The organism is Streptomyces sp. NPDC059668 (assembly GCF_042734135.1).
Classification (GTDB): Bacteria; Actinomycetota; Actinomycetes; order Streptomycetales; family Streptomycetaceae; genus Streptomyces.
This window is the reverse complement of the sequence record NZ_JBHWEL010000001.1, coordinates 136,439-159,073: the sequence shown is the minus strand read 5'-3', so window position 1 is coordinate 159,073 and position 22,635 is coordinate 136,439. Positions and strand designations below refer to the sequence as shown.

At 72.4% G+C, this 22,635-nt stretch carries 28 protein-coding genes; 13 read left to right on the top strand and 15 right to left on the bottom strand.

What is annotated here, in order from left to right:
- Window positions 1-120: 120 nt before the first annotated feature.
- Window positions 121-840 carry an SDR family oxidoreductase gene (locus ACFV2J_RS00720; protein WP_385090971.1) on the bottom strand — a complete coding sequence of 240 codons (720 nt, stop codon included), beginning with the start codon at window positions 838-840 and terminating at the stop codon, window positions 121-123.
- 134 nt (window positions 841-974) lie between these two features.
- On the opposite strand from ACFV2J_RS00720, the gene ACFV2J_RS00715 reads away from it, so the two are divergent.
- Window positions 975-1,799, top strand: a complete 825-nt coding sequence (locus ACFV2J_RS00715; RefSeq protein ID WP_385090974.1) for a LysR family transcriptional regulator — start codon at window positions 975-977, stop codon at window positions 1,797-1,799.
- Window positions 1,800-1,807: 8 nt separating this feature from the next.
- On the opposite strand, the gene ACFV2J_RS00710 is transcribed toward ACFV2J_RS00715, so the two are convergent.
- Together ACFV2J_RS00710 and ACFV2J_RS00705 are read right to left on the bottom strand one after the other, a co-directional pair.
- Complete coding sequence (locus ACFV2J_RS00710) at window positions 1,808-2,293, bottom strand: hypothetical protein (RefSeq protein ID WP_385436793.1); 486 nt, start codon at window positions 2,291-2,293, stop codon at window positions 1,808-1,810.
- Between the two features lie 123 nt (window positions 2,294-2,416).
- The gene (locus tag ACFV2J_RS00705; RefSeq protein WP_385090980.1) at window positions 2,417-3,214 is read right to left on the bottom strand and encodes a VOC family protein; all 798 of its coding nucleotides are present in this window, start codon (window positions 3,212-3,214) and stop codon (window positions 2,417-2,419) included.
- Between the two features lie 158 nt (window positions 3,215-3,372).
- Between ACFV2J_RS00705 and ACFV2J_RS00700 the strand changes: the two genes are divergently transcribed.
- The gene (locus tag ACFV2J_RS00700) at window positions 3,373-4,389 is read left to right on the top strand and encodes a zinc-binding alcohol dehydrogenase family protein (protein ID WP_385437015.1); all 1,017 of its coding nucleotides are present in this window, start codon (window positions 3,373-3,375) and stop codon (window positions 4,387-4,389) included.
- A gap of 62 nt (window positions 4,390-4,451) precedes the next feature.
- Here the strand turns inward: ACFV2J_RS00700 and ACFV2J_RS00695 are convergent, their stop codons facing one another.
- Together ACFV2J_RS00695 and ACFV2J_RS00690 are read right to left on the bottom strand one after the other, a co-directional pair.
- Entirely contained in the window at window positions 4,452-4,847 is a 396-nt protein-coding gene (locus tag ACFV2J_RS00695) for a nitroreductase/quinone reductase family protein (RefSeq protein WP_385090987.1), read from the bottom strand.
- A gap of 208 nt (window positions 4,848-5,055) precedes the next feature.
- Entirely contained in the window at window positions 5,056-5,538 is a 483-nt protein-coding gene (locus ACFV2J_RS00690; protein ID WP_385090990.1) for a VOC family protein, read from the bottom strand.
- Between the two features lie 233 nt (window positions 5,539-5,771).
- On the opposite strand from ACFV2J_RS00690, the gene ACFV2J_RS00685 reads away from it, so the two are divergent.
- From ACFV2J_RS00685 to ACFV2J_RS00675, 3 genes are all read left to right on the top strand, one after another.
- Entirely contained in the window at window positions 5,772-6,998 is a 1,227-nt protein-coding gene (locus ACFV2J_RS00685) for an epoxide hydrolase family protein (RefSeq protein ID WP_385436790.1), read from the top strand.
- 68 nt (window positions 6,999-7,066) lie between these two features.
- On the top strand, window positions 7,067-7,720 hold the full coding sequence (locus tag ACFV2J_RS00680; protein ID WP_385090994.1) for an ATP-dependent Clp protease proteolytic subunit: 654 nt from the start codon (window positions 7,067-7,069) through the stop codon (window positions 7,718-7,720).
- 1 nt (window position 7,721) lies between these two features.
- The gene (locus ACFV2J_RS00675; RefSeq protein WP_385090997.1) at window positions 7,722-8,324 is read left to right on the top strand and encodes a ClpP family protease; all 603 of its coding nucleotides are present in this window, start codon (window positions 7,722-7,724) and stop codon (window positions 8,322-8,324) included.
- Between the two features lie 29 nt (window positions 8,325-8,353).
- Here ACFV2J_RS00675 and ACFV2J_RS00670 read toward each other — a convergent pair whose 3' ends face one another.
- Window positions 8,354-8,827: a helix-turn-helix domain-containing protein gene (locus ACFV2J_RS00670; RefSeq protein WP_385436787.1), complete on the bottom strand. Its 474-nt coding sequence runs from the start codon at window positions 8,825-8,827 to the stop codon at window positions 8,354-8,356.
- Between the two features lie 121 nt (window positions 8,828-8,948).
- Between ACFV2J_RS00670 and ACFV2J_RS00665 the strand changes: the two genes are divergently transcribed.
- A complete protein-coding gene (locus ACFV2J_RS00665; RefSeq protein ID WP_385088884.1) occupies window positions 8,949-9,728 on the top strand; it encodes a class I SAM-dependent methyltransferase in 780 nt (259 codons plus the stop codon).
- Window positions 9,729-9,737: 9 nt separating this feature from the next.
- Here the strand turns inward: ACFV2J_RS00665 and ACFV2J_RS00660 are convergent, their stop codons facing one another.
- Window positions 9,738-10,259, bottom strand: a complete 522-nt coding sequence (locus ACFV2J_RS00660; RefSeq protein ID WP_385088888.1) for a DinB family protein — start codon at window positions 10,257-10,259, stop codon at window positions 9,738-9,740.
- A 208-nt stretch (window positions 10,260-10,467) separates the two neighbouring features.
- On the opposite strand from ACFV2J_RS00660, the gene ACFV2J_RS00655 reads away from it, so the two are divergent.
- The gene (locus ACFV2J_RS00655) at window positions 10,468-10,695 is read left to right on the top strand and encodes a DUF5133 domain-containing protein (protein ID WP_385088882.1); all 228 of its coding nucleotides are present in this window, start codon (window positions 10,468-10,470) and stop codon (window positions 10,693-10,695) included.
- A gap of 120 nt (window positions 10,696-10,815) precedes the next feature.
- Here ACFV2J_RS00655 and ACFV2J_RS00650 read toward each other — a convergent pair whose 3' ends face one another.
- The 5 genes from ACFV2J_RS00650 to ACFV2J_RS00630 all read right to left on the bottom strand — a co-directional run bounded on the left by ACFV2J_RS00650 (window position 10,816) and on the right by ACFV2J_RS00630 (window position 16,300).
- Window positions 10,816-12,261 (bottom strand): diacylglycerol/lipid kinase family protein, encoded by a 1,446-nt coding sequence (locus tag ACFV2J_RS00650; protein ID WP_385088880.1) that lies wholly within the window; start codon window positions 12,259-12,261, stop codon window positions 10,816-10,818.
- A gap of 112 nt (window positions 12,262-12,373) precedes the next feature.
- Window positions 12,374-12,817, bottom strand: a complete 444-nt coding sequence (locus ACFV2J_RS00645) for a response regulator (protein ID WP_385088878.1) — start codon at window positions 12,815-12,817, stop codon at window positions 12,374-12,376.
- Window positions 12,814-14,460 carry a CHASE3 domain-containing protein gene (locus ACFV2J_RS00640; protein ID WP_385088876.1) on the bottom strand — a complete coding sequence of 549 codons (1,647 nt, stop codon included), beginning with the start codon at window positions 14,458-14,460 and terminating at the stop codon, window positions 12,814-12,816. The genes ACFV2J_RS00645 and ACFV2J_RS00640 overlap by 4 nt, the downstream gene beginning before the upstream one ends.
- Window positions 14,457-15,695 (bottom strand): PP2C family protein-serine/threonine phosphatase, encoded by a 1,239-nt coding sequence (locus tag ACFV2J_RS00635; RefSeq protein ID WP_385088874.1) that lies wholly within the window; start codon window positions 15,693-15,695, stop codon window positions 14,457-14,459. Before ACFV2J_RS00635 ends, ACFV2J_RS00640 begins: the two co-directional genes overlap by 4 nt.
- A 152-nt stretch (window positions 15,696-15,847) precedes the next feature.
- Window positions 15,848-16,300 carry an ATP-binding protein gene (locus ACFV2J_RS00630; protein WP_385088872.1) on the bottom strand — a complete coding sequence of 151 codons (453 nt, stop codon included), beginning with the start codon at window positions 16,298-16,300 and terminating at the stop codon, window positions 15,848-15,850.
- Between the two features lie 273 nt (window positions 16,301-16,573).
- Here ACFV2J_RS00630 and ACFV2J_RS00625 point away from each other — a divergent pair, with 273 nt between their 5' ends.
- Window positions 16,574-17,200 (top strand): MarR family winged helix-turn-helix transcriptional regulator, encoded by a 627-nt coding sequence (locus ACFV2J_RS00625; protein WP_385088870.1) that lies wholly within the window; start codon window positions 16,574-16,576, stop codon window positions 17,198-17,200.
- Between the two features lie 10 nt (window positions 17,201-17,210).
- Here ACFV2J_RS00625 and ACFV2J_RS00620 read toward each other — a convergent pair whose 3' ends face one another.
- Together ACFV2J_RS00620 and ACFV2J_RS00615 are read right to left on the bottom strand one after the other, a co-directional pair.
- A complete protein-coding gene (locus tag ACFV2J_RS00620) occupies window positions 17,211-17,504 on the bottom strand; it encodes an STAS domain-containing protein (RefSeq protein WP_385088868.1) in 294 nt (97 codons plus the stop codon).
- A 307-nt stretch (window positions 17,505-17,811) separates the two neighbouring features.
- The gene (locus tag ACFV2J_RS00615) at window positions 17,812-18,324 is read right to left on the bottom strand and encodes a MarR family winged helix-turn-helix transcriptional regulator (RefSeq protein WP_385088866.1); all 513 of its coding nucleotides are present in this window, start codon (window positions 18,322-18,324) and stop codon (window positions 17,812-17,814) included.
- A gap of 147 nt (window positions 18,325-18,471) precedes the next feature.
- Between ACFV2J_RS00615 and ACFV2J_RS00610 the strand changes: the two genes are divergently transcribed.
- The 4 genes from ACFV2J_RS00610 to ACFV2J_RS00595 all read left to right on the top strand — a co-directional run bounded on the left by ACFV2J_RS00610 (window position 18,472) and on the right by ACFV2J_RS00595 (window position 20,946).
- On the top strand, window positions 18,472-19,656 hold the full coding sequence (locus tag ACFV2J_RS00610) for a PP2C family protein-serine/threonine phosphatase (protein ID WP_385088864.1): 1,185 nt from the start codon (window positions 18,472-18,474) through the stop codon (window positions 19,654-19,656).
- Window positions 19,657-19,799: 143 nt separating this feature from the next.
- The gene (locus ACFV2J_RS00605; protein WP_385088862.1) at window positions 19,800-19,946 is read left to right on the top strand and encodes a hypothetical protein; all 147 of its coding nucleotides are present in this window, start codon (window positions 19,800-19,802) and stop codon (window positions 19,944-19,946) included.
- Window positions 19,943-20,521: a PRC-barrel domain-containing protein gene (locus ACFV2J_RS00600; RefSeq protein WP_385088860.1), complete on the top strand. Its 579-nt coding sequence runs from the start codon at window positions 19,943-19,945 to the stop codon at window positions 20,519-20,521. The genes ACFV2J_RS00605 and ACFV2J_RS00600 overlap by 4 nt, the downstream gene beginning before the upstream one ends.
- Window positions 20,518-20,946, top strand: a complete 429-nt coding sequence (locus ACFV2J_RS00595; protein ID WP_385088858.1) for a PRC-barrel domain-containing protein — start codon at window positions 20,518-20,520, stop codon at window positions 20,944-20,946. Before ACFV2J_RS00600 ends, ACFV2J_RS00595 begins: the two co-directional genes overlap by 4 nt.
- Before the next feature lie 331 nt (window positions 20,947-21,277).
- Here ACFV2J_RS00595 and ACFV2J_RS00590 read toward each other — a convergent pair whose 3' ends face one another.
- Window positions 21,278-21,688, bottom strand: a complete 411-nt coding sequence (locus ACFV2J_RS00590; RefSeq protein ID WP_385088856.1) for a hypothetical protein — start codon at window positions 21,686-21,688, stop codon at window positions 21,278-21,280.
- Window positions 21,689-22,076: 388 nt separating this feature from the next.
- On the opposite strand from ACFV2J_RS00590, the gene ACFV2J_RS00585 reads away from it, so the two are divergent.
- Window positions 22,077-22,454, top strand: a complete 378-nt coding sequence (locus tag ACFV2J_RS00585) for a nuclear transport factor 2 family protein (protein ID WP_385436779.1) — start codon at window positions 22,077-22,079, stop codon at window positions 22,452-22,454.
- Window positions 22,455-22,635 lie beyond the last annotated feature (181 nt).

Below are 22,635 nucleotides of genomic sequence, written 5' to 3'. Positions count from 1 at the left end.
GGCTCACACCCCCCCAGGTTATATGGAGGCGGAGCTCGTAGTAGCGGCCCCACCCCACCGGGATGTCGCCCCCCCCCGGGCGCGGGCCCCCCCCCCCCCCCCGCCGCCCCCCCCCACGGTTCAGACCAGGACGCCACCGCCGTCCACGACCACGACGGAACCGGTGCTGTAGTCACCGCGCATCAGGTACAGGTACGCCTGCGCGACGTCCTCCGGAGTGCCCACCCGACCCACCGGAAGGGACTCTGCGGAGGACCGGAACAGCCCGTCCCGATCCTCCTCGGCCAGGTCACGCCAGAGCTCGGTGCGGACCACACCGGGCGAGACGGCGTTCACCCTGACCGGCGCCAGCTCCAGGGCGAGAGCCCGCGTCAGCGACTCCATCGCGCCGCACAGACCAGCCGCCACGCTCGTGCCCGGCAGGGGACGCCGACCCGCGGTCCCCGTGGTCAGCACCACCGAACCGCCCGGCCGGATGCAGGACGCGCCGTGCTTCACCGCCGCGTACGCGCCCCACAGCCGGGTGTCCAGAAAACGCCGGGCCCGCCCGAGATCCGCGTCCGCGAGGCTCCCCATCAGCAGGGACTCGCCGGCCGTGTAGACGAGGTGGTCGAACTCCCCGACCCGCTCGAAGAAGGCACGCAGCGCGTCCTCGTCGGTCGCGTCGAGGGTGTGTCCCTCGGCGCCCTCCGGCAGCCCCTTCAGCGCCGCGTCCACGCCCTCCTGCCGCCGCGAGGCGACGACCACCGCGGCGCCTTCCCGCGCGCTCGCCGCGGCGACCGCGAACCCGATGCCGGCCGTCCCGCCGATGACGACGACGCGCTGTCCTCGCAGGTCCATGACGTTTCCCTTCGTGTGGTTCCGATGTGATCCAGCCTGCGCCCACCTCCCCACGGACGTCCAAGACCTCTTTCGGTGTCGGCGATACCCTGGAGGCATCGCCGTCGGCGGCTCGTACGACGAAAGGGACGGCCATGGACCTCGACCTGCGCAAGGTCCGCTACTTCGTGACGGTCGCGGAACTGCTGCACTTCGGCCGCGCCGCCGAGCGCCTGCACATCTCCCAGCCCGTACTGAGCCGTCAGATCCGGGCACTGGAGAAGGACTTGGACGCCGAACTGTTCGTCCGGGACAGCCACAAGGTGACGTTGACCCGGGCGGGTACCCAACTCCTCGACGACGCCCGCCTGTTGCTGGCGTCCGCCGACGCCGCCCGGCAGCGCGCCCGACAGGCCTCCCACGGGCCGCGCCGCCTGGTCGTCGGCTTCCGCGCCGGGATCGTCGTCACCCGGGCGCTACGGGCGTTCGGTGCCCGGCACCCGGAGGTGGAGGTCAAGGCACGCCGGGTCGAATGGGACGACCAGGAGCGGCTGATCCTCGACGGCTCGGTCGACCTCGCCTACGTCCGCCGGCCGGTCCGGGACACCGGCCTGACCCTGCTGCCGCTGTACGCCGAGCCCAGGGTGGCGATGCTGCCGGAGGGCCACCGGCTCGCCGGCAAGCAGGAACTCGCCCTCGCCGACCTCGACGGCGAGACCTGGCTGCGCTACTCCGACCCGCGCCCCGGCGACGTACCGATCCGCACCATCGAGGAGAAGTTCGAGTCCGTCGCCGCCGGGACCGGTGTCACGCTGGTCCCGCACTCGGTCGCCGAGCAGTACTCGCGGCCGGACATCACCTACGTCCCGGTGCCGGACGCCGAGCCGGACGAGGTGCTGCTGGCCTGGGAGGCCGGCCGTCGTTCACCCCTGGTCGCGGCGTTCGCCGAGATCGCGGCGGCCTCCCCGTACGGTGGCTGAGGGGCCGGTCACCCGTCCCGTGCGGGCCGCTGAGCGGCGTGGACCACCTCACCGCGGGGACCCGGGCGCCCGCGCACTCCGGCGAAGGCCCTGGTCACGACGGCGAGCGCGAACAGCGTGATCCCCGTGAAGATCACCGGATTCACCCAGCCCGGCACCAGTTCGGTTCCCACGCCGTCCGACGTGACGCATTGCGCGCTGACCGGCAGCGTCTCCCGCGTCACGATGTGATCGCCCGCCACGCCCTTCGCCGCGCACATCTGGTCCGGGTCTAGGAGATAGAAGCCCGACATCACCCCCCACGCGTACGCGCCGCAGACCGCCGCGCCGGCCATGACCGCGACGAGGCCGCACGTCGAGGCGCTCGGCAGGTGCCACCCGCTGCCCGGCAGCCGCCGACGGGCCCGCCGGGCGAGCGCCGCGGCGGCGGCCAGGAACACACAGGGCGCCAGCATCGGCGCAAGGGCCAGGAACAGGAACAGGAGGCTCGCCATGCCTGCCCAGACAGCGCGGACGGAAGATCGGTTCCGCGGGTGACGTACGGCGTTGACGGGAACCGTCGATCCGCGGGGGCGACGGCGTGCGCGGCCGCCCCCGGTCCCGGCGCCCGTCCGGGCTCAGGACACCTCGGTCGCCCCCGGCATCGTGCCCTCGGTCGTCTTGACGTCGATCACGGAGAACGCCGCGCCCTGCGGGTCGCTCAGCGCGGCGAACCGGCCGAACGGGCTGGTCATCGGACCGAAGCGGAGGATCGCGCCGCGCTCGGTCGCCTTCGCGACCGCCGCGTCGCAGTCGTCGACGGTGAAGTAGACGTTGACGTAGGACGGCACCTCGGGCGGGAAGTCGTCCGTCATCCTCATCCGCCCCAGGACCGGGTCCTGACCGAGGTCGTAGAGCCTGAAGTCGATGGCGGAGTCGTCCAGTTGCTTCGCGTGGTAGCCGAAGACCGCCGGGAAGAAGGCGTCCGTCCTCTCCGGCTCGCGGGTGAAGACCTCGGCCCAGCAGTAGGCGCCGGGCACGGCGCGCGCCTCGAAGCCCTCGTGCCGTCCGGCCTGCCACACTCCGAAGACGGCTCCGGCCGGATCACGGGCGATCAGCATCGACCCGAAGTCGCCGACCTGCATCGGGTCCATCAGTACCTCGCCGCCGTGCGAACGGATCTTCGCGGCGGTGGCGTCCGCGTCCGGTGACGCGAGGTAGAGGCACCAGGCGGACTGCCCCTCCTGGCCCGGCATCGGCGGGACGACGGCGGCCACCGCCTTGCCGTTCGCGTAGGCCTGCGTGTAGTTGCCGTACTCCGAGGACGACTCGCCGAACGTCCAGCCGAGCACGTCACCGTAGAAACTCTTCGCTCCCTCGACGTCGCTGAACATCGCGTCCGCCCAACAGGGCGTTCCCTCGGGCTGTACGGCCATGGTGTTCCACTCTTCCTGGTGCGGCGGGTTCCGGGGTCGCGTTTCGCACGCCCTGTCACGCTAGCCAGGCTCCGCGACCGCCGCGCGCCGGACGAGGCCGCGTGGACGACACTGGAGAGGGCGCTCGGGTGGTCGTCGAGGGGACGGAACACGGGATGATGCGCGCGTGGGAAGTGGCCCGCCCCGGGCCGATCGAACAGGAACCGCTGCGCTTCGTCGAGCGGCCGGTGCCGGTGCCCCGGTCCGACGAGCTCCTCGTGCACGTCCGGGCCTGCGGCGTGTGCCGCACCGACCTGCACGTCAGCGAGGGCGACCTGCCGGTGCGCCGGCCGCACGTGACACCGGGCCACGAGGTCGTGGGCGTCGTCGCGACGACGGGCGAGGACGTGCGCGGCTTCGCGGCCGGCGACCGGGTGGGCGTCGCCTGGCTGCGCCGTACGGACGGCACCTGCGCGTACTGCGCGCGAGGGGCCGAGAATCTCTGCCCGGCCTCGGAGTACACCGGCTGGGACGCCGACGGCGGCTACGCGGAGTACACGACCGTGCCGGCGGCCTTCGCGTACCGGCTGCCCGACGGCCTGGACGACGTCGCGTCGGCACCGCTGCTGTGCGCGGGCATCATCGGCCACCGCGCCCTGCTGCGCACGGCGCTGCCGCCGGGCGGACGCCTCGGACTGTACGGCTTCGGCGGCAGCGCGCACCTGTGCGCCCAGGTGGCCCTCGCCCAGGGTGCCACCGTGCACGTGCTGACCCGGGACCCGGCCGCCCGGCGGCTCGCGCGCGCACTCGGGGCCGCCTCCGCCCGCGACGCGTACGACGAGCCGCCCGAGCCGCTGGACGGCGCGATCCTGTTCGCCCCGGTCGGCGACCTGGTGCCGGTCGCCCTGCGCGCGCTCGACCGGGGCGGGATCCTCGCGGTAGCCGGGATCCATCTGAGCGACACCCCGCCGCTGCGCTACGAGAGCGAGCTGTTCTACGAGAAGGAGCTGCGCAGCGTCACCTCCAACACACGTACGGACGGGCGGGACTTCCTGGAGCTCGCGGCCCGGCACGCGATCCGTGCCACGACGCACACCTACCCGTTGTCGGAGGCGCAACGGGCTCTTCAGGACCTCAAGGCGGGGCGCTTCGACGGGGCGGCCGTGCTGGTGAACGACCTGCCGCCGCGCCACTGAGCAGGTGACCCGGACGGCCTTCGCGCGCCGTCCCGCGCCCTCCTCGGACGCGTGCGCCGCCCTCAGCCGGTGATGTCGACGCGAATCGTCATCAGTCCCGCGCCCATCACGCGCACCGCCGCGCTGTTGAGCCGGGGCAGGCTCCTGAGGCGCGCACGGGCGTCGTCCTCGGGCATCGGATGGGCGACCCCGGCGTACCAGCGGCCCCTGACCCGGACCCTCACCCGTGGATCCGCCTCGATGTTGCGCACGTACTGCGACCGCCCGCCGTACTCGCTGACGAACCAGAACTCACGCCCCGTCAGGCGCCCGCCCACCGGTGTCCTGCGCGGCAGGCCCGAGGTGCGGCCCGTGGTCTCCAGCAGGGTCTGGACCGGCAGCCGCCGCAGCAGCGGATTGCCGATCCGCCGCTGGAAGGCGGTGACGGTCCGGTACTTCAGTTCGCGGTAGCGGGGCATACGTGGCCTCTCCTGTCCGGTGCCGGTCACCGTTCCGGGTGGTCGGGCAACCGTCTCACGACCGCCGGGCGGGTTCCGTACCGGGCGGGCGGTCGAGGGGACGGCGCACGCGGAGCCCGCGACACGGCCCTGCACAGGGGTCGGCCCGTCTGATCCCCTGATCCCCTGATCCCCGGGAAGGAGACGGGCCGTCCGTGGTACCGAGGCGCTACTCCCCCGCGTACGCCTTCTCCAGCGCGACGAGGTCCAGCTTGGACATCCCCAGCATCGCCCGGGTCGTGCGGGCGGCCTTCTCCGGGTCCGGGTCGCTGATCAGGTCGATGAGCCGGGAGGGGACGACCTGCCAGGACAGGCCGTACTTGTCCTTGACCCAGCCACAGGGTCCGGCCTCGCCACCGTCGTCGACGAACCTCTTCCAGTAGTGGTCCACCTCCGCCTGGTCGTCGCAGTGGATCTGGAACGAGATCGCCTCGTCGAACGTGAACTGCGGTCCTCCGTTGACCGCGACGAACCGCTGCCCGTTGGCCACGAACTCGGCCGCCAGTACGGTACCGGCCGGCCCCGGCCCGGCCTCCGTGTAGCGGCCGATCCTGCCGAGCCGGGAGTTCTTGAAGAGCGACACGTAGTAGTGGGCGGCCTCCTCGGCCTGGCCGTCGAACCACAGACAGGTGGTGAAACCCTCGGCGGACATGCGTACCTCCTCGAACGGGGAACTTCGGTCATCCGTACAGACCGATCGTCGCGGCAGAACTCATCGGTGACACGCTCCGGCCCCGTCGTACGGGCGATCCGTCGGGTACGCGCCGCCCGCGTCACCCGTACGGCGGTGGCGCGCGCCCCTCGCTGCGAGCCGCACGGAGGTACGGCACGCCGCGTGAAAACGCGGCGGCGTGCGGGGCGGGCCCGGAGCTAGCATGCGCGGACATGGATCACGCAGACACACCCCGCATCGAACCGTTCACCGTCGACTTCCCGCAGAGCGACCTCGACGACCTCCGTCGGCGCCTCGACCACGTCCGCTGGCCCGACGAACTGCCCGGGGTCGGCTGGGCGTACGGCGTACCCCGGGAGTACCTGCGGGAGCTCGTACGGTACTGGCGGGACACCTACGACTGGCGGGCGGCGCAGGACCGGCTGAACGCGTGGCCGCAGTTCACCACGGAGATCGACGGTGCCCGGATCCACTTCGCGCACATCCGCTCACCGGAACCCGGTGCGACCCCGCTGATCATGACGCACGGCTGGCCCGGCTCGATCGTCGAGTTCACCGACGTCGTCGGCCCGTTGACCGATCCGCGTGCGCACGGCGGCGATCCGGCCGACGCGTTCCATCTGGTCGTACCGAGCATCCCCGGGTTCGGACTCTCCGGGCCGACCCGGGACACCGGCTGGGAGTTCCAGCGGGTGGCCGCCGCGTTCGCCGAGCTGATGACACGGCTCGGTTACCCGCGCTTCGGCGCCCAGGGTGGTGACTGGGGCGGCGCCGTCTCCCGCGAGCTGGGCCGGGCCTTCCCCGAGCGGCTGACCGGCGTCCATCTGAATCTGCTGCCCGGTTCGTCCGCGCTCACCGAACCGACCGAGGCGGAACTGGCCGCACTGACTCCCGAGGAACGCGAGCGCACCCTCACCTCGTGGCGGCGGGGCCGGCGATGGCGCCGGGACGAAGCCGGCTACGCCGAGCTCCAGTCGACCCGGCCACAGACCCTCAGTTACGCGCTCACGGACTCCCCCGTCGGCCAACTCGCCTGGATCGTCGAGAAGTTCAGGCAGTGGACCGATGCGCAGGACCGCCCGGAGGAGACGGTCGACCGGGACCTGATCCTGACGAACGTGATGCTGTACTGGCTCACCGCCACGGCCGGGTCCTCGGCCCGCATCTACTACGAGCGGGCCCACGCGGACTACCAGGGCGCCCAGCCCGGTGTCTCGACCGCGCCCACCGCGCTGGCGGTCTTCCCCCACGAACCCCTCGTACCGCTGCGGCACATCGCGGACCGCACGAACAACATCGTGCGGTGGACCGAGTTCGACCGGGGGGGCCATTTCGCCGCGGCCGAGGTGCCGGAGCTGCTGGTCGAGGACGTACGGGCCTTCTTCAGGTCGCTGCGCGCCTCTGCCCACAGCGAATCTGCCGGAGGCCGAGAAAGCTGACCCGGGCGGGACTTCGGCCCGATGGTGGAGAGCGCGGCACTTCCCGCCGCTCACCACGAGGAGGACCGATGACCTTGTTCGTCAACGACCGGAGCCCGTCCGGCGCGCCACGGGCCGAGGAGGGCGACACCCCGCCGACCCGCTTCGACGACCATCTGTCGGCGCAGCTGCTCGCCCAGCGGATCGTCCTCCTCGGCACCCAGGTCGACGAGGTCTCCGCGAACCGGGTCTGCGCCCAGCTGCTCGTCCTGTCCGCGGAGGACCCGCGCACCGACATCAGTCTGTACATCAACAGTCCGGGCGGATCGGTGACCGCGGGCCTCGCGATCTACGACACCATGCGGCTGATCCCGAACGACGTGTCGACGCTCGCCATGGGGTTCGCCGCGAGCATGGGGCAGTTCCTGCTCAGCGTGGGGACGCGCGGCAAGCGCTACGCGCTCCCCAACGCGCGGATCATGATGCACCAGCCGTCGGCGGGCATCGGCGGGACCACCGCGGACATCGAGATCCAGGCGCAGAATCTGGAGTTCACGAAGAACGCGATCGAGCGGATCACCGCGGAGCACACCGGCCAGAGCGAGGAGACGATCTCCCGGGACGGCGACCGCGACCGCTGGTTCACGGCCGAACAGGCAAGGGAGTACGGCATGGTGGACCGGGTCGTGGAGTCGCTCGACGACGTCCGCCCGGCCGCGTCGCGGCGACGGATGGGACTCTGACATGGGTACGTACACGATTCCGAACGTCGTCGAGCGCACCCCGCAGGGCGAGCGGTCCTACGACGTCTTCAGCCGGCTGCTCTCGGAGCGGATCATCTTCCTCGGCACCGAGATCGACGACGGGGTCGCCAACGTCGTCATCGCCCAACTCCTCCATCTGGAGTCGTCGAGCCCGGAGAGCGAGATCGCGCTGTACATCAACTCGCCCGGCGGTTCGTTCACTTCACTCATGGCGATCTACGACACGATGACGTTCGTCCAGGCGCCCATCTCGACCTTCTGTGTCGGGCAGGCGGCGTCCACGGCGGCGGTGCTGCTGGCCGGGGGCGATCCCGGGCGGCGGTTCGTGCTGGAGCACGCGCGGGTGCTGCTCGGCCAGCCCGCGAGCGGAGGCCGCCAGGGCACCGTCTCGGACCTCGCGCTCCAGGCCAAGGAGATGCTCCGGATCCGCTCCCAGGTGGAGGAGGTCCTCTCCCGGCACACGCACCACGACGTCACGACACTGCGCGCCGACATGGACCGCGACAAGGTCTTCACGGCGCGGGAGGCGGTGGCGTACGGCATGGCGGACGAGGTGCTGAGCCGACGGCTCGCGACGGTCTGAACCGGGCCGCCGCGAGCGTCCGCGGGGCGTCAGGCGGCCAGGCACATGCCGTCGTGACGCGGGGACGACGGGGTGCCGCGGCGGACCGGGCGGACCTGGGCGAGGCGGGTGAGCTCGTCCTGGGCCAGCGAGAGCAGGTCGGTGAGACCGAGGCCGAGGGCTCGGGCGGCGGCCGCGAGGACTTCGGACGAAGCCTCCTTGCGGCCGCGCTCCAGCTCGGAGAGGTACGGCATCGAGATCCGGGCCGCGTCGGCCACGTCCTTGAGCGTGCGCTCCTGCGCCAGCCGCTCCCGGCGCAGGACGTCACCCACGAGGTCGCGCCACAGCGGCTCCCTGCGTCCGGAGGCGGGTGGCGTCGGCCGGGGCGTGAGGACCGGAAGGCCCCGCCGCGGCGTGTGGTCCGCGGGGACCGGTTGCCCCGGCGGCCGACGGGTGGCCGGATCCGGCGCGGTGACCGGGCGCAGCGGGATGACACGGGCTTCGTTCGACGCTTGGTTGCTCACTCTTCAAGCCTAGGAGCAGCGGGCCGCACGGGAAGGGATCGGCGTTCCGCTCTCGGGGGAATCGGACCGGATCACGGCACGGCACTTACGCTGGACGCCGGACCGGTGGAGGTGGGCGACGGTGCTGAGGGACACGTTCGACGAGGCGGCGGAGCTGTACGACCGGGCCCGTCCCCGCTATCCCGCGGCGCTGGTGGACGAGCTGGCCGGGCGGGCGGGCCTCGGGCCCGGTGTCCGCGTCCTGGAGATCGGTCCGGGAACGGGGCAGCTCACCGTCCCGCTGGCGCGGCTGGGATGCGACGTGACGGCCGTGGAGCTGGGTCCCGCGCTGGCGGCGGTGGCCCGGCGCAACCTGCGCGACTTCCCCCGGGCGCGGGTGGAGGTGGCGGAGTTCGAGCGGTGGCCGTTGCCGCGCGATCCGTTCGACGTCGTGGTGTGTGCCACCGCGTTCCACTGGATCGACCCCGCGGTGCGGGTCGCCAAGGCGGCGGAGGCGCTCGGTCCGGACGGAGTCCTCGCGGTGGTGACCACGCACCATGTCGCGGGCGGCAGCACCGGCTTCTTCGCCCGGGTCCAGGAGTGCTACGAGCGCTGGGACCCGGCCACCCCGCCCGGGCTGCGGGCCTCGGACGAGGCCGACGTCGCCACGGACACCGGTGAGCTGGAGCGGTGGGGCCGGGTCACCTCGTACCGCTTCGCGCGGGAGATCACCTACTCGACGCGGGAGTACCTCGACGTACTGCTGACCTACTCCGGGCACCGCGCGCTGGACGCGCCCGCGCGCCGCGGCCTGCTGCGGTGCGTGGCGGACCTGATCGAGACGCGCCACGCCGGGTCGGTCACCAAGCGCTATCTGCACGAACTCCTGCTGACGCGGCGGGCGCCGGACGGTGGCCGCTGACCGGGGCGCTCACTGGCCGACCTTGCCGTCGATCCGCTCGCGCAGGAAGTCCGCGTGGCCGTTGTGCCGGGCGTACTCCTCGATCATGTGCACCAGCACCTCGCGGAGCGAGACCGGTTCGTCGCCGTTCGCCCCGGTGACGTCGAAGTCCCGGGCCTCGTCGACGAACCGTTCGGCGAAGGCCACCTCGGAGCGCCAGGTGGACCAGGCCTCGGCCACCGCGTCGGCGTCCGGCAGCGCGCCGTCGAAGTCGCCGTTGGGGTCGTCCTCGGACCGGTAGTGCCGGGGCACGTCCTGACCGGCCATCACCCGGCGGAACCAGGTCTGTTCGACCCCGGCGAGGTGGCGCACCAGCCCGAGCAGGGAGAGGTTCGACGGCCCGACCGAACGCCGGGCCATCGCCTCGGCGTCCAGACCGGCGCACTTCATCTCCAACGTCAGCCGCTGGTCGCGGAGATACCCGACGAGGGTGTCCCGCTCCCCGACGAATCCCCCGTCCGTGCGTGGATCGTCGTCGGGGTGGACGAACATGTCCCACCAGCCGAAGCTCCGATCGGGCTGGGTGCTCCCGGACTGTGCAGAAGCGGTGTCGGCCATGCCCACGAGCATCACCCCGCCGAGTGGTCGTCCGCCACCGGATTTCCGGCCCTCGCGGACCGGGGCCGACTACGCCCGGAGGGACGGGGTAGCCGACGGCGGAAACGCACCGACATGTCGGCCCACCCGTCCGGAGGACACCGTGCTGATGGCCCACCCCGTGGTTCTGCGCAATCTCGTCGAGCAGTACCTCACCCTGCGCACCCTCCACGCCGAGAACGGCAGCGCGGAGGCCCGCCGGCGCATGGACGATCTGGCGTACACGCTCTGTGTCTCGACCGGTACGCAGGATGTCGACGCCGCACTGGTCGCGGCCCGCCACCGGCTGCCGGGGGCCCGGACCGCCGACGACTCCGTCCTCGCCGGCTGACCACCGCTCGCCTCGGCGACTCCGAAGCGGTGCGGACGAGTTGATGCCCTCCACGTCGAGGGCATCAACACCGCCCGGTCCCGCTCCCTCACACGCAGAGCCGCGGACCCCTGGCGCACCTCAGCGCAGCCACTGGTCCTTCTCACCGGGCCGGTACAGGGTCACGGCCCGGGTCAGCTTGTCCAGCACCAGTCGGCCGGCGGCGACCCGGGCCACCTCGCCGTCGTACGAGAACTGCGGGTCGCCGTGCAGCACTTCGAGGCGCAGGCTGCGTACCTGTGCGGTGGTGAGGACCCGGCTGTTGTGCAGGGTGCCGGTCAGCACCGCCAGCAGCAGACGTGTCCTGGCCAGCGGAGTGCCGGCGTCGACGGCGCGGACGTCCAGCAGGCCGTCGTCGAGCTGGGTCCGGTAGGTGGGCGCGAACCCGGCGGGGTGGTATATGCCGTTGCCGGCGAAGAGCAGCCACAGGCGCTTGGGGCGGCCGTTGACGGAGACGTTCACGGGGCTGCCCTTGGCGAGGACACCGGCCAGGCCGACCACGAGCGCCGGCCACTTCCCGATCCGTTCCTCCAGCTTCTCGCGGGCGCCCACGAGTTCGGAGTAGACACCGAGGCTGAAGGTGTTGAGGAACACCTGCTCCGGTCCGCCCGGCACGCGGGCCCGCCCGAGGTCCGCGACGACCGCGTCGCCGGCCTGCACGGCGCCCACGACGTCCTCCATGGACTGGTTGCCCAGGTCCACGGCGAAGTGGTTGAAGGTGCCGCCGGGGAACACCGCGAGCGGCACGCCGAGCCGGGCGGCGATCTCCGTCGCGGCGTTGATCGTCCCGTCGCCGCCGCAGGCGCCGAGCGCGCCGCCCTGCTCCTTCGCGCGCCGGGCGGCCGCTTCCAGGAGTTCCACGAGGTCCTGTCCCTGCTGGGCCACCGTGATGTCGGCCTTGGGCAGTGCCCCGCGCAGATACTCGCTCGCGTCGGGGCTGTCGGCGCTCCACGACAGTCCTGAGGACGAGTTGACCACGATGTGCAGCCCGGCGCCGCCGGGCAGGGCGGGCGCGGGGCGACGGGGCGGTGCCGCGGCGGCCGCGGACTCCGGTTTGACCGGCCACCAGCGGGCGGTCAGCGCGGCGGCGCCGGCTCCTATCGCGACGCCCACGGCCACGTCGCCCGGGTGACGGACCTCGGCACGCATCCGGGCCGCCGTCAGCGCGGCGGCGCCGGGCACCACGAAGAGTCCGTACCGGGGTGCTTCGAGGAGCACGCCGGCCGCGAAGGCGGCGGCGGAGGCGATCCGGCCGGCCGCGTCCAGCGGCTGCGACCTGCGCACCGCGGGGCGGGCGACGGCGCGGGTCACGGCCGAGGCGATCGCGACGGTGCCGATGCCCCGCAGGGCCGCCCGGCGCGCGGTCCGGTCCCCGGAAGCGCCGAGGGCCGCGGCGGCGCCGCCCCACAGGAGACCGCCGGCCACGGTCCGCCGCCAGCCGGAGGGGCCGGCCCGCAGCACGGATTCGATGTCCGGCAGCCGCGCCGTCCCGGCGCCCGTTCGTCGCCCTGTCCTGCGCCTTCTCATGGGAAGCCCACCCTCGCGTCTCGACTGCTGGTCTGCTGGTCGGCAAGGTCGGTGCCGCCCCTGTCCCTGTTCCCCGACTTCGCCCGTTCATGGACGGGCGGTCCGGCGGTGGTCAGGAGCTCTTCGGCAGCTTCACCACGGAGACGAAGAAGTCGTCGATCTGCCGGACGGCGGCGATGAACTGGTCCAGGTCGACCGGCTTGGTGACGTAGGCGTTGGCGTGCAGCCTGTAGCTGCGCAGGATGTCCTCCTCGGCGGAGGAGGTGGTGAGGACGACGACGGGGATGTGCGCCAGTTCCTCGTCCGACTTGATGCGCTCCAGCACCTGACGCCCGTCGTACTTCGGCAGGTTGAGGTCGAGCAGGATCAGGTCGGGCCGCGGCGCGTCCACGTACTGGTTGACGCGGTACAGGAAGTCGAGGGCCTCCTCACCGTCCCGTACGACGTGCAGGGCGTTGCGGATCTTGTTGTCCTCGAACGCCTCCCGGGTCATGAGCTCGTCGCCGGGGTCGTCCTCGACGAGCAGGACCTGGATGGGTTCGACGGGGGTGGTCACGTACGTACTCCTTCGGATGGGCGCGCTGTCTCCTCGGCCCGGAGATCGGGTTCGGGCCGCGCCATGGGCAGGGTGAAGGACACGTCCGTGCCCTCCCCCGCGGCGCCGTCCAGGGTGATGATGCCACCGTGATGCTCGACGATCTTCCGGCAGACGGCAAGGCCGATCCCCGTACCGTCGTACTCGTCACGGCCGTGCAGCCGCTGGAAGATGACGAAGACCTTCTCCCTGAACTCGGATTCGATGCCTATCCCGTTGTCGCGTACGCCCAGCCGCCACTCCCCGTCCGCCGGCTCGCAGTGGACGACGATCTCGGGTCGCCGCCCGGGATCACGGAACTTCACCGCGTTGCCGATCAGGTTCTGCCAGAGCATCGTCAGCGTGGTCGCGTCACCCGTCACGGTGGGCAGCGGCCCCTCGCGCACCACGCGGGCGTCCGTCTCGTCCAGGGCCACACTGAGGTTGCCCAGGGCCCGGTCCAGTACGTCGTCGAGCGCGACCGGCACCAGTTTCTCGCCCACGCGGCCGACCCGCGAGAAGGTCAGCAGGTCGTTGATGAGGGTCTGCATGCGCTTGGCGCCGTCGACGGCGAAGTCGATGTACTGCTTGGCCCGGTCGTCCAGCTGGTCGCCGTAGCGTTTCTCCAGGAGCTGGCAGAAGGACGCGACCTTGCGCAGGGGTTCCTGCAGGTCGTGGGAGGCGACGTAGGCGAACTGCTCCAGTTCCGCGTTGGAGCGCTTCAGCTCCAGGGCCTGCGTGTCGAGTTCCGCGGTCCGCTCCTCCAGGAGCGTCTCGCGCGCCATGGAGGCGGAGAGCTCCTCGACGATTCGGCGGCGCATCTCCTCGACGGCCCGTGCCACCGCTTCCAGGTCCCGTGGCCCGTCGAGCCGGATCGTACGCTCGAACGCTCCGCCGCTGACGTCGACCGAGGCCGCTTCCAGGGTCCTCAGCGGCCGTCCGACGATGCGGTGCAGCAACAGGGTCAGTGCCAGTCCGGCCGCGAGGAAGGCGGCGAGCGTGCCGCCGAAGAAGAGGTTGCGGGACTGCCGGCTGTCCTCCGCCGACGCCCGGGTCCGGTCGCGCAACTGCCCGAGATGCGTCTCCATGGTGGACAGCAGTTTCCGCGTCTCGTCGAACTGGGCCTTGCTCGCCTCCAGACCCGGCGTGCCGCGGCCGCCCGTACGGACCGACGCGATCAGCGGCCTCGCGTAGTCCCGGCGCCAGGCGTCGCCGGCCCGCCGCACCGCGGTCAGGTCGGCCGCGACCCGGGGCTGGTCGGTGAGCAGCGTGCTGAGACGGGCGCGCAGCCTCGCCTCGTCCCGCACCCCGGACTCGTACGGTTCAAGGAAGCTGGTGTCCTTGCTCAGGACGTAGCCCCGTACGCCCGTCTCCTGGTCGACCAGCGAGGTCTCCAGCTGGAAGGCGGTGGAACGGGCGGGCTGGATGAGGTCGGTGAGCAGGTCGGTGCGGTCGTCGGCGCGGGACTGGAGAACTCCGCCGGACACCGCGAACGCGATCACCAGCAGGACGTTGACGGCCAGGACGACATGGATCCAGCCCTGGACGGTCAGCCGGGCGACTCCGCTGGGCCTGCGCGCCGCGGTGTCGTCCGTGGGCTCGGGGGTTCCTGGGGTACGGGTCACGACCTGCCGTCCGTCGCCAGGTGCAGGACCGCCACGTCGTCGGCGAGTCCTCCGTGGAACGTGCTCTGCGCCGCCACGTCCTCGACCACCGCGTCGACGAACGGACGGCCGTGCAGGTCCATGTGCTTTCTCGCCACCGCGAGCAGTCCTTCCTCGCCCAGCCGCTGGTCCGGGCCCACGACGCCCTCGAAGAGACCGTCGGTGAACAGCGTCACCGCGCTGATGTCGTGCGCGGGCAGCTCGGTCTCGGGCCAGTGCGCCCCGCCCGGGACCAGCCCCAGCGCGGGTCCCACCGGCGGTTCGAACAGTTCGATGCCCTCGGAGGTGCGGACGAGCAGCCCCGGGTGTCCGGCGCGGATCACGGTCAGCCGGCTGTGGTCCTTGGACAGCCGGAGGATGGTGAGGGTGGCGAAGATGTAGTCCTCGGCGCGCTCGGCCTCGAGGATCTCCTCCAGGAGACGGACCTGTGCCGGGCCGACGCATCCGGAGAGCACGGCGGCCCGCCAGGCCACCCGCAGACAGACACCGAGGGCCGCCTCGGCGGCGCCGTGGCCGGAGACGTCCCCGATCACCGCGTGCACCGTGCCGTCCTCGTCCTCGACGACGTCGAAGAAGTCGCCGCCCAGCAGCGCGTGGTCGCGCCCGGGGCTGTAGCGGGAGTGGACCTGGCACCGGTCGCCGCGCAGCAGGGGTTTGGGCAGCAGTCCGCGCTCCAGCCGGGCGTTCTCCTGTGCCAGCAGCCTGCTCGCCTGGAGTTCGGCGCTCGACCGCTCCACCTGCTTGCGCTGGAGGGCGTACCGGACCGCCCGGCTCAGTTCCTCCGCGTTCAGGCCGTCCTTGGAGAGGAAGTCCTGGGCGCCTTCCGCCACCGCGGCGAGACCCGCCTCGTTCTCGGCGAGTCCGGTGAGCACCACCACGGCCGCGTCCGGCGAGGCGTCGCGCACCAGCCGTACCGCGCTCAGTCCGTGGGTGTCGGGCAGGTGCAGGTCCAGCAGGACGCACACCGCGAGCTTCGAGGCCTGCAGGAAGGCCCGCGCCTCGGCCAGGGACTTGCACCAGGTGACGTCCATCGGCAGACCGCTGTCGGCCAGTACTTCCCGCACCAGCAGCGCGTCACCGGCGTCGTCCTCGACGAGCAGCAGCGCCGCGGTGGCGTCCAGGCCCCAGCGGGGGTCGGAACTCACCTGGCGCGGTACCGCGCTGTGCTCTCCGATCCGCGGCAGGCGCTCCGCCACGTTCGTCCCCCTTGTGTGACCGACGCCGACCATCGACTGTGGCGAGCCTACTGGTATCCCGCCTCTGTCCATGCCTCGGGCGGTCGGCTCGGCGGCGGCGCCCCCTGCCGGGCCGTCGCCCCCTGATCGTCCGCGCTGCGCGGGCGGCCGGGTCAACGGCGCAGGTCGAGCTGTGCCTTGACGCACTTGCCGACCGGAACGCGCCCGACGGTCACCTCCGTCGCCAGCGCGTGGACGATCTCCAGTCCGTGCCGCCCGATGCGCTGCGGATCCCGCGGATAGCGCTGGGGCAGGGTGGCGCTGCTGTCGTAGACCGTGACGGTCACGAAGACGTCGGTCCCCTCCAGCTCCAGGATGTAGGGCCCATGACTGTGCCGGTCGGCGTTGGTGACCAGCTCGCTCACGACCAGCAGGAGGTCGCCGTCGGCGCGAGCGTCGATCTCGGCGCACCATTCCGACCGGAGTTGTTCGAGGAACAGTTCCGCGAAGGCGCGTGCGTCGGCGATGCACCCCGGCTCGCCGGTGTAGTGCGCCGCCCGCCGTAGCGGGTCCACGGGCACGTCGAAGCCAGGCGGTATCACTGCTCCGTCCAAGTGCTCGATCATGTGGTTCTCTTTCGAATGCCGATACGTCCGCAGACCGCGCGTCCGGACGCCGCTGCACAGGAGCGCATACCCCGTGGCGTCCTCCACACTCGCCCCGATGTTCCCTCGCCTCGCACCGGGCCCGGAGCCGGCGCCGCACCGGGTCGTCCCCACCCCCTTCGGCACACGATCCCCACACGGTACCGGTGTCATCCCGGCGCGGAGGGGCAGGGCCACACATCGGGGGGCCTGACGGGTCGCCGAATCTGCGGTACGAGCAAAGGGTGCGGACGGATGGATGGACAGACCCCCGAAGGAGAGGACGGCGCACCGCCCAGGGGGCCGGACGACGCTTCCCTCCGGGAGACGGACGAGGACGCGGCCTTCCTCCCGGTGCCGGACGACCGGCCGTCGCGGGTGCCGGCCGCGGACGTCGCGCTCTCCCGGGTACGGGACGACATGCTGCTCCGCGCGGCCGACCAGCTGGCGGCCGTGGCCGAGGTCCTGGTCGCCGCGTCGGCCCGTACGGCGGTCGCCGTCGACAGCCGGCTCTCGCCGCCGCTGCTGCGTGCGCTGACCCTGGTCGGCACGTCTCCCGGTCTGAGTCTCGCCGCGCTCGCCGACCGGGCACGGATCAGCCGCTCCCGGGCGAGCCGCGTGTGCGACACCCTGGAGGGGGCCGGACTGCTGACCCGAGCGCCACTGGCCGCGGACCGCAGGACCGTCGGCCTGAGCCTCACACGGCACGGCCGCTCCGTGCTCGACCGCGTGCGCGAGCAGCGCGGCGACTGGATCAGGGACGCCCTGCTGCGGATGCCGGACGCCGACCTGGACGGTCTGCTGAGCGCGTTGCGCTCGCTCGGCCCGTCGCTCGCCCACGGGCACCGGGCCCTTCCCCCGCCGCCCGGCCGGTCCCTCTGACCCGCTCCGCTCAGACCGCATCGTGCTCCAGGGCCTCGTCCACGGTGCGGAAGACCGGCACGACCTCCGAGACTCCGGTCATGTCCAGCACCCGTTCCAGGAACGGGGTGAGCGCGGCGAGCCTGAGCCGGGGACCGAGGACGCCGTAGGCCCGCAGGACGACGTTGATCGTGGTCGAGTCGGCGAAGGTCAGCTCGGCCAGGTCCAGGACCACGGGGCCCTTCGGAGTCCGTGCCGCCGCGTCGAGGGCGGCGCCGAGGCTGCCCACGTTGTCGAGATCCGCTTCCCCGGCGACCGCTATCACGGTCCCCGGACCGGCCTCACGCGTGGACAGCGAAAGGGCCGCCTGACCTGGACTCCGGCCTGAATGCACAGCGATCCTTCGGGATGTCGTCGGAATGCGCGGGTATAGAGGGATACGCGCACGGGGCGGTACACCGCGGCGCCGCGTGGGAGCCGCGCCAGGTCCCACCGTATCCGATCGTTGTCATTTGACAACAATTGCTGTCAGGCAACAATCTGGTTCCCCTGTGACCCCGAGTCAGGCGTCCCTGGGGGCTGGTCGTCGCGGTGGAGGGACCTCAATGGAGCTAATCGGCAGACAAGGGAACCTATCCGGTACCCGTCGCGCGCCCCGGCTCCCGGCCGGCGCCGCCGGCCCGCTCGTCGAGCTGCTCCAGCGCGGTCGCCCGGAACGCCTCCAGCCCCTCGGTGAGCCGGGCGACGTCCGCCGACGACATCTGCTCCAGGACGGCCCGGACCTCCCGCGCGCGGTGGTCACGGAGTTCGCGCAGCACCTGCTCCCCGAGCGGGCTCAGCACGACCTCGACCTCGCGCCGGCTCGTCGTGCTCGGCGCCCTGCGGATCAGCCCGACGGCCTCCATCCGGTCGCACAGACGGCTGACCGAGGAGGGACGCGAGGCCAGCGCGTCGCCGAGCGAGCGAAGATTCATCGAACCGCCCTGCTCGATCACGATCAGGGCCCGTAGCTGTGAGGGCGGCACCGGGCCGGACGGCGCGGCCTCCTGCCCTCGGCCCCACAGAAGTTCGAGAAGTTCCGCGACGGCGTCCAGCGTTTGCGCGGCATCGTCTCGGGACACGGGTGGACGGATCGAGCGCGGCACCGAACCACCTTGTCATCTCCTGATGGGCTTTGCCAGCCATGACGGCCCACCCGGCCGGTCTCACCGCCCGGCCCCCGGACCCACCACACCACCCGCACGAGAACCGCACGCGAACCGCACGAGAAAGCCACCACGACCGTGACCTCTGTGAACGACGTCGACCGAGCCCTGCGCGCGACCCCTCCGCACGCGCTGCTCGACACCCTGCGCACTCTCCTGACGGACGTCTGGGGAGCGACCGGCGCCGATCTCCTCATGGCGGACTACGGACTGACCGTGCTCCAGCCGGTCGAGGCACCCGGGGACCCCTCGCGTTCCGTCTCCCTGCACAACAGCGCCGAGGGCCGGGCGTTCGGCAGCCAGGAACCGCACGAGGAACAGCCCCGGCAAGGCGAGCACGTACGTCTCCACCTGCCGGTCACCGCCCGGGGCGAGCGCCTCGGTGTGCTCACGGTGCGGCTGCCACAGGGGTCCCCCGGCGTCGAGGTGACCGACGAGCTCGCTCAGGTGGCCGAGCTGCTGGGACACGAGATCGTCGTGGCGGAACGGGACACCGACGTCTACCGGCTGGCACGCCGGGTCGGCCGGCTGACCCTGGCCGCCGAGATGCAGTGGGAGCTCCTCCCCGGCCGGGCCTCCGCCCGCGAGGAGTTCTCCATCGGCGCGCAGCTGGAGCCCGCGTACGCGGTGCGCGGGGACAACTTCGACTGGTCCTCGAACGCGGACCGGCTCTCCCTGACGATCCTCAACGGCATGGGGGACGGCATCCACGCCTCCTTGCTGACACAGCTGGCCGTCGGCGCCCTGCGCAACGCCCGGCGCGCCGACCTTCCGGTCGCCGACCAGGCCAGGCTCGCCGACCAGGCGATCTACGCCCAGCACCACGGCGACCAGCACGTCTCGGCGCTGCTCCTGTCGTTCGACCTCGCCACCGGCAGGGTGCTGGCCGTGGACGCGGGCTCGCCCCGGCTGTGGCGCCGGCGGGGCACGGCCGTGGAACGGATCGAATTCGAGGCACAGCTGCCGCTCGGCATGTTCGAGGAGTCCGACTACCTGCCGCAGGAGTTCGCCGTCCTGCCCGGGGACCGGCTCCTGGTGGTGAGTGACGGTGTCTACGACGCCCTGTCCCCGCTCGGAGAGGCCTTCGGGGAGCGGGCGCTGGCCCGGGCGGTGGCCGCCACGGCCCTGCTGCCCGCGGCGGACGTACCGCGTGCCGTCCTCGACGAGCTGGCCGGCTACCGCGTCACCGAGCCGCTGGACGACGCGCTGATCGTCTGCCTGGACTGGTTCGGCAGACAGCGCCCCGAGGAGAGCGGGCCGCGGACCGGCTGAGCGGGACCGTACCCCGCGGCCGGCGGTGCGCACGTCGTCAGTGACGAAACCCCCGGGCGGGGCATTGTCCGGCGCTCCCGGGGAACCCGGACGGAGCCGAATCCGGTCGACCGTGACCGGGCCTGGAAGTCCGGAGGTGGACGATGGTCTGGTGGATGTGGCCGGTCGTCGTGGTCGCGGCGTTGGCGCTGCTGGGCACGGCGGTGGTCTGGGTGCAGGCGAGCAGGCGGTCGGGGACCGTCATCGCCGTGCAGCGCGGGCGCCGGTTCGGGAAGCGGGATGTGCGATGAGCGAGCTGACGGCCGCGCGCAGCCTGGGCGGACGACCGGTGGTCACCCTGGGGGGTGATGTGGTGGCGCAGATCAAGGACACCGTTTTCGACGGACCGGCGGGACGTGTCACCGGATTCACGCTCAGCGGGCGAGGGCTGCTCGCGGGACCGCTGAAGCAGAGCCTGCCCTGGAGCGCGGTGCACTCGGTGGGCCACGACGCCGTCATGATCCGGAGCCGCGAGGTCCTCGCCGAACCGGCAGCGGTGGTCGCGCGGGGCGAGGCCGCGCACGGCCGCGTGGTGGGCGCCAAGGTGCTCACGGACGCGGGCACGGAGGTCGGCACCGTCCTGGACCTCGTCGTGGAGGCGGGCACCAGCGGACGTGTGGTGGGGTTCCGGATCGCCACCCGCGAGGCGCCCAAGGCAGGTTCGGGCCGCCGTCGCCGCAAGGTGTTCGTGCCCCGGGGCGAGACCCTCGCCGTGTCCGGGCAAGCGCTCGTCATCCCGGCCGACGCGACCCGGTTCGTCGCCGACGACCTGGCCGGTTTCGCCGCCCAGGTCGACGCGTTCCACGCGACGGGGGAGACACCGTGACGCTGTTCTCCGAGATCAACGGTCTGCCGGTGGTCACCCTCGGGGAGGCGACCGAGATCGGTGTGGTCAAGTCGCTCACGATCGACGCCGAGGCCGGGCTGGTCAGCCGGCTGCGGATCGCGCGGGCGCGCGGCCGCAAGGAGACCTCGCTGGCCTGGGACGAGCTGCACGCGGTCGGCCCCGACGCCGTCCTGGTCCGTTCGGAGACCGTCCTCGACGCCGTCGCGCCCACGGTCCAGGCGCATCATGAGGCCCTGGGGGCGCGGGTCCTGACCGAGAGCGGCGACGGACGCGGGACCGTACGGGACATCGCCTTCGACCCCGCCACCGGGCGGATCGAGGGGATCCGCACGACGTCCGGCGAGTTTCCCGGTGAGCTGCTGATCGGGCTCGGGGACTACGCCCTGGTGGTACGGACGGGCTGAGGGCCTTCGGGACACCGGCGACCCGGCCGGGACGACGGGCGGCGCCGTGACGACGGACCGGCCACGCGGAACGACGCCCGGGGACCGCCGGTGACAGTGCCCTGGCGACGCGGGTGCCGGCGCCGGGCCGGGCCGTCGCAGGTGCCGGTGCCGTGCCGTGCCGTGCCCTAGAAGGTGCTGGTCCTGGTTCCGTGCTGCCGCAGGTACTGGCGCCCTGCCGGTGCCGAACGCCGGTCCCGGTGCAGAACGCCGTGTGCCGAACGCTGGATCCGTGTCGACGCGGATGCCGGCGCCGGTCGCCCGCGCGCGGTGGGCGGTGGGCGGTGGGCGGTCAGGCGGCGGAGGTGCCGAGTACGGCGGCGGTCCGCTGCATGCGCAGCGCGTCCACGGATTCGGCGAGCAGTTCGTACTCGGTGGTGTCGTCGCTCGTGGCGATACGGACGAGCTTCCCAGCGGCCAACTCCTCGGCGACCAACTCCTGTTGACCAGTGTCCCCGCACCAGGCGCGCAGCATGCCCGGCACGTCAGGGACGGTCTCCGACACCGGCGCGATCGAGTTGGGCGGGAAGGTGGGGTCGTCGGGCTGCGGGTCGAGCCGTTCGGCCATCCACGAAGCACGGTCCCGCATCCACCACAGGGCAAGCGCCAGGGTGGGCGCGCGGTACGTTCCCAGGGGGACGCCGACGCGTCTCCCCCCGCACACTCCGTATGCGGTGACGTGGCACAGGAATTCGTCGTGCACGATCGCTCCCCCATTGCAACGCTCGCTGCCGGTCCGGCCTCACTTTCCCTGCGGCTCGTTCAGTGCTTGCGGCTCGTCCGCGGTCGACGGTCGTACCGAGCATCCGTGGTACACAGTGGTGCTGATGCGCTCGGGCGTGGCTGAATCGCCCTCCTTATCGAGTATCGCCACTCCTGACACTCTGTCACCATGCCATTCCAGCCAGTCTCTTGGCATATTCACGTACTCCTTTGGCCGAAACGCGACCGGCCTCCCTTACCCGGGAGGTAATCGACGCCCTCAGGGGCCGCCGGGCATCGTTGCGGTACCGGACGACGGGGCATCACCGCAGCCCTCCGCGTCCGGTCCCCCGCCAGTCCGTATCCCTTTCACCGGAGGCCGATCAGCCATGTCCGAGAACACCGACCGTCACGAGACCGCCGTCGCCCGCTACCTGGAGGCCTGGAACGCGGACGGGCCGGACGCGCTCGCCAAGGCGGTCGCCGCCGCCTGGAGCGCCGACGGCGGCTACACCGACCCGCTGGCCGACGTGCGCGGGCACGAGTCGATCGCCGCCGTGATCGCGGCGGCGCAGGAGCAGTTCCCGGGGTTCTCCTTCCGGCTCGCGGGGACCGTCGACGGGCACCACGACATCGCCCGGTTCGGCTGGGAGCTGGTCGACGAGGCCGACGGCTCGGCTCCCGTCGCCGGATTCGACGTGATCACCCTGGACGAGGACGGCCGGATCCGCGGCGTGCACGGATTCCTGGACCGCGTCCCGGCGTAGGCCGACGGTTCACCCTTCGGGCCGGCGCGAGGCCGTGCCCCCTCGGGGCCGCTGGACGCCCGCGAAGGCCGAGATCAGCCGGGCGGCCGGCCAGGAGCCGGGCGCCCCGCCCCCCCGCCCGCCCGGGGGGTTGGGCAGCCCCCCCGGGGGGGCCCCCCCGCGCGCCGCCGACCCCGCCGCG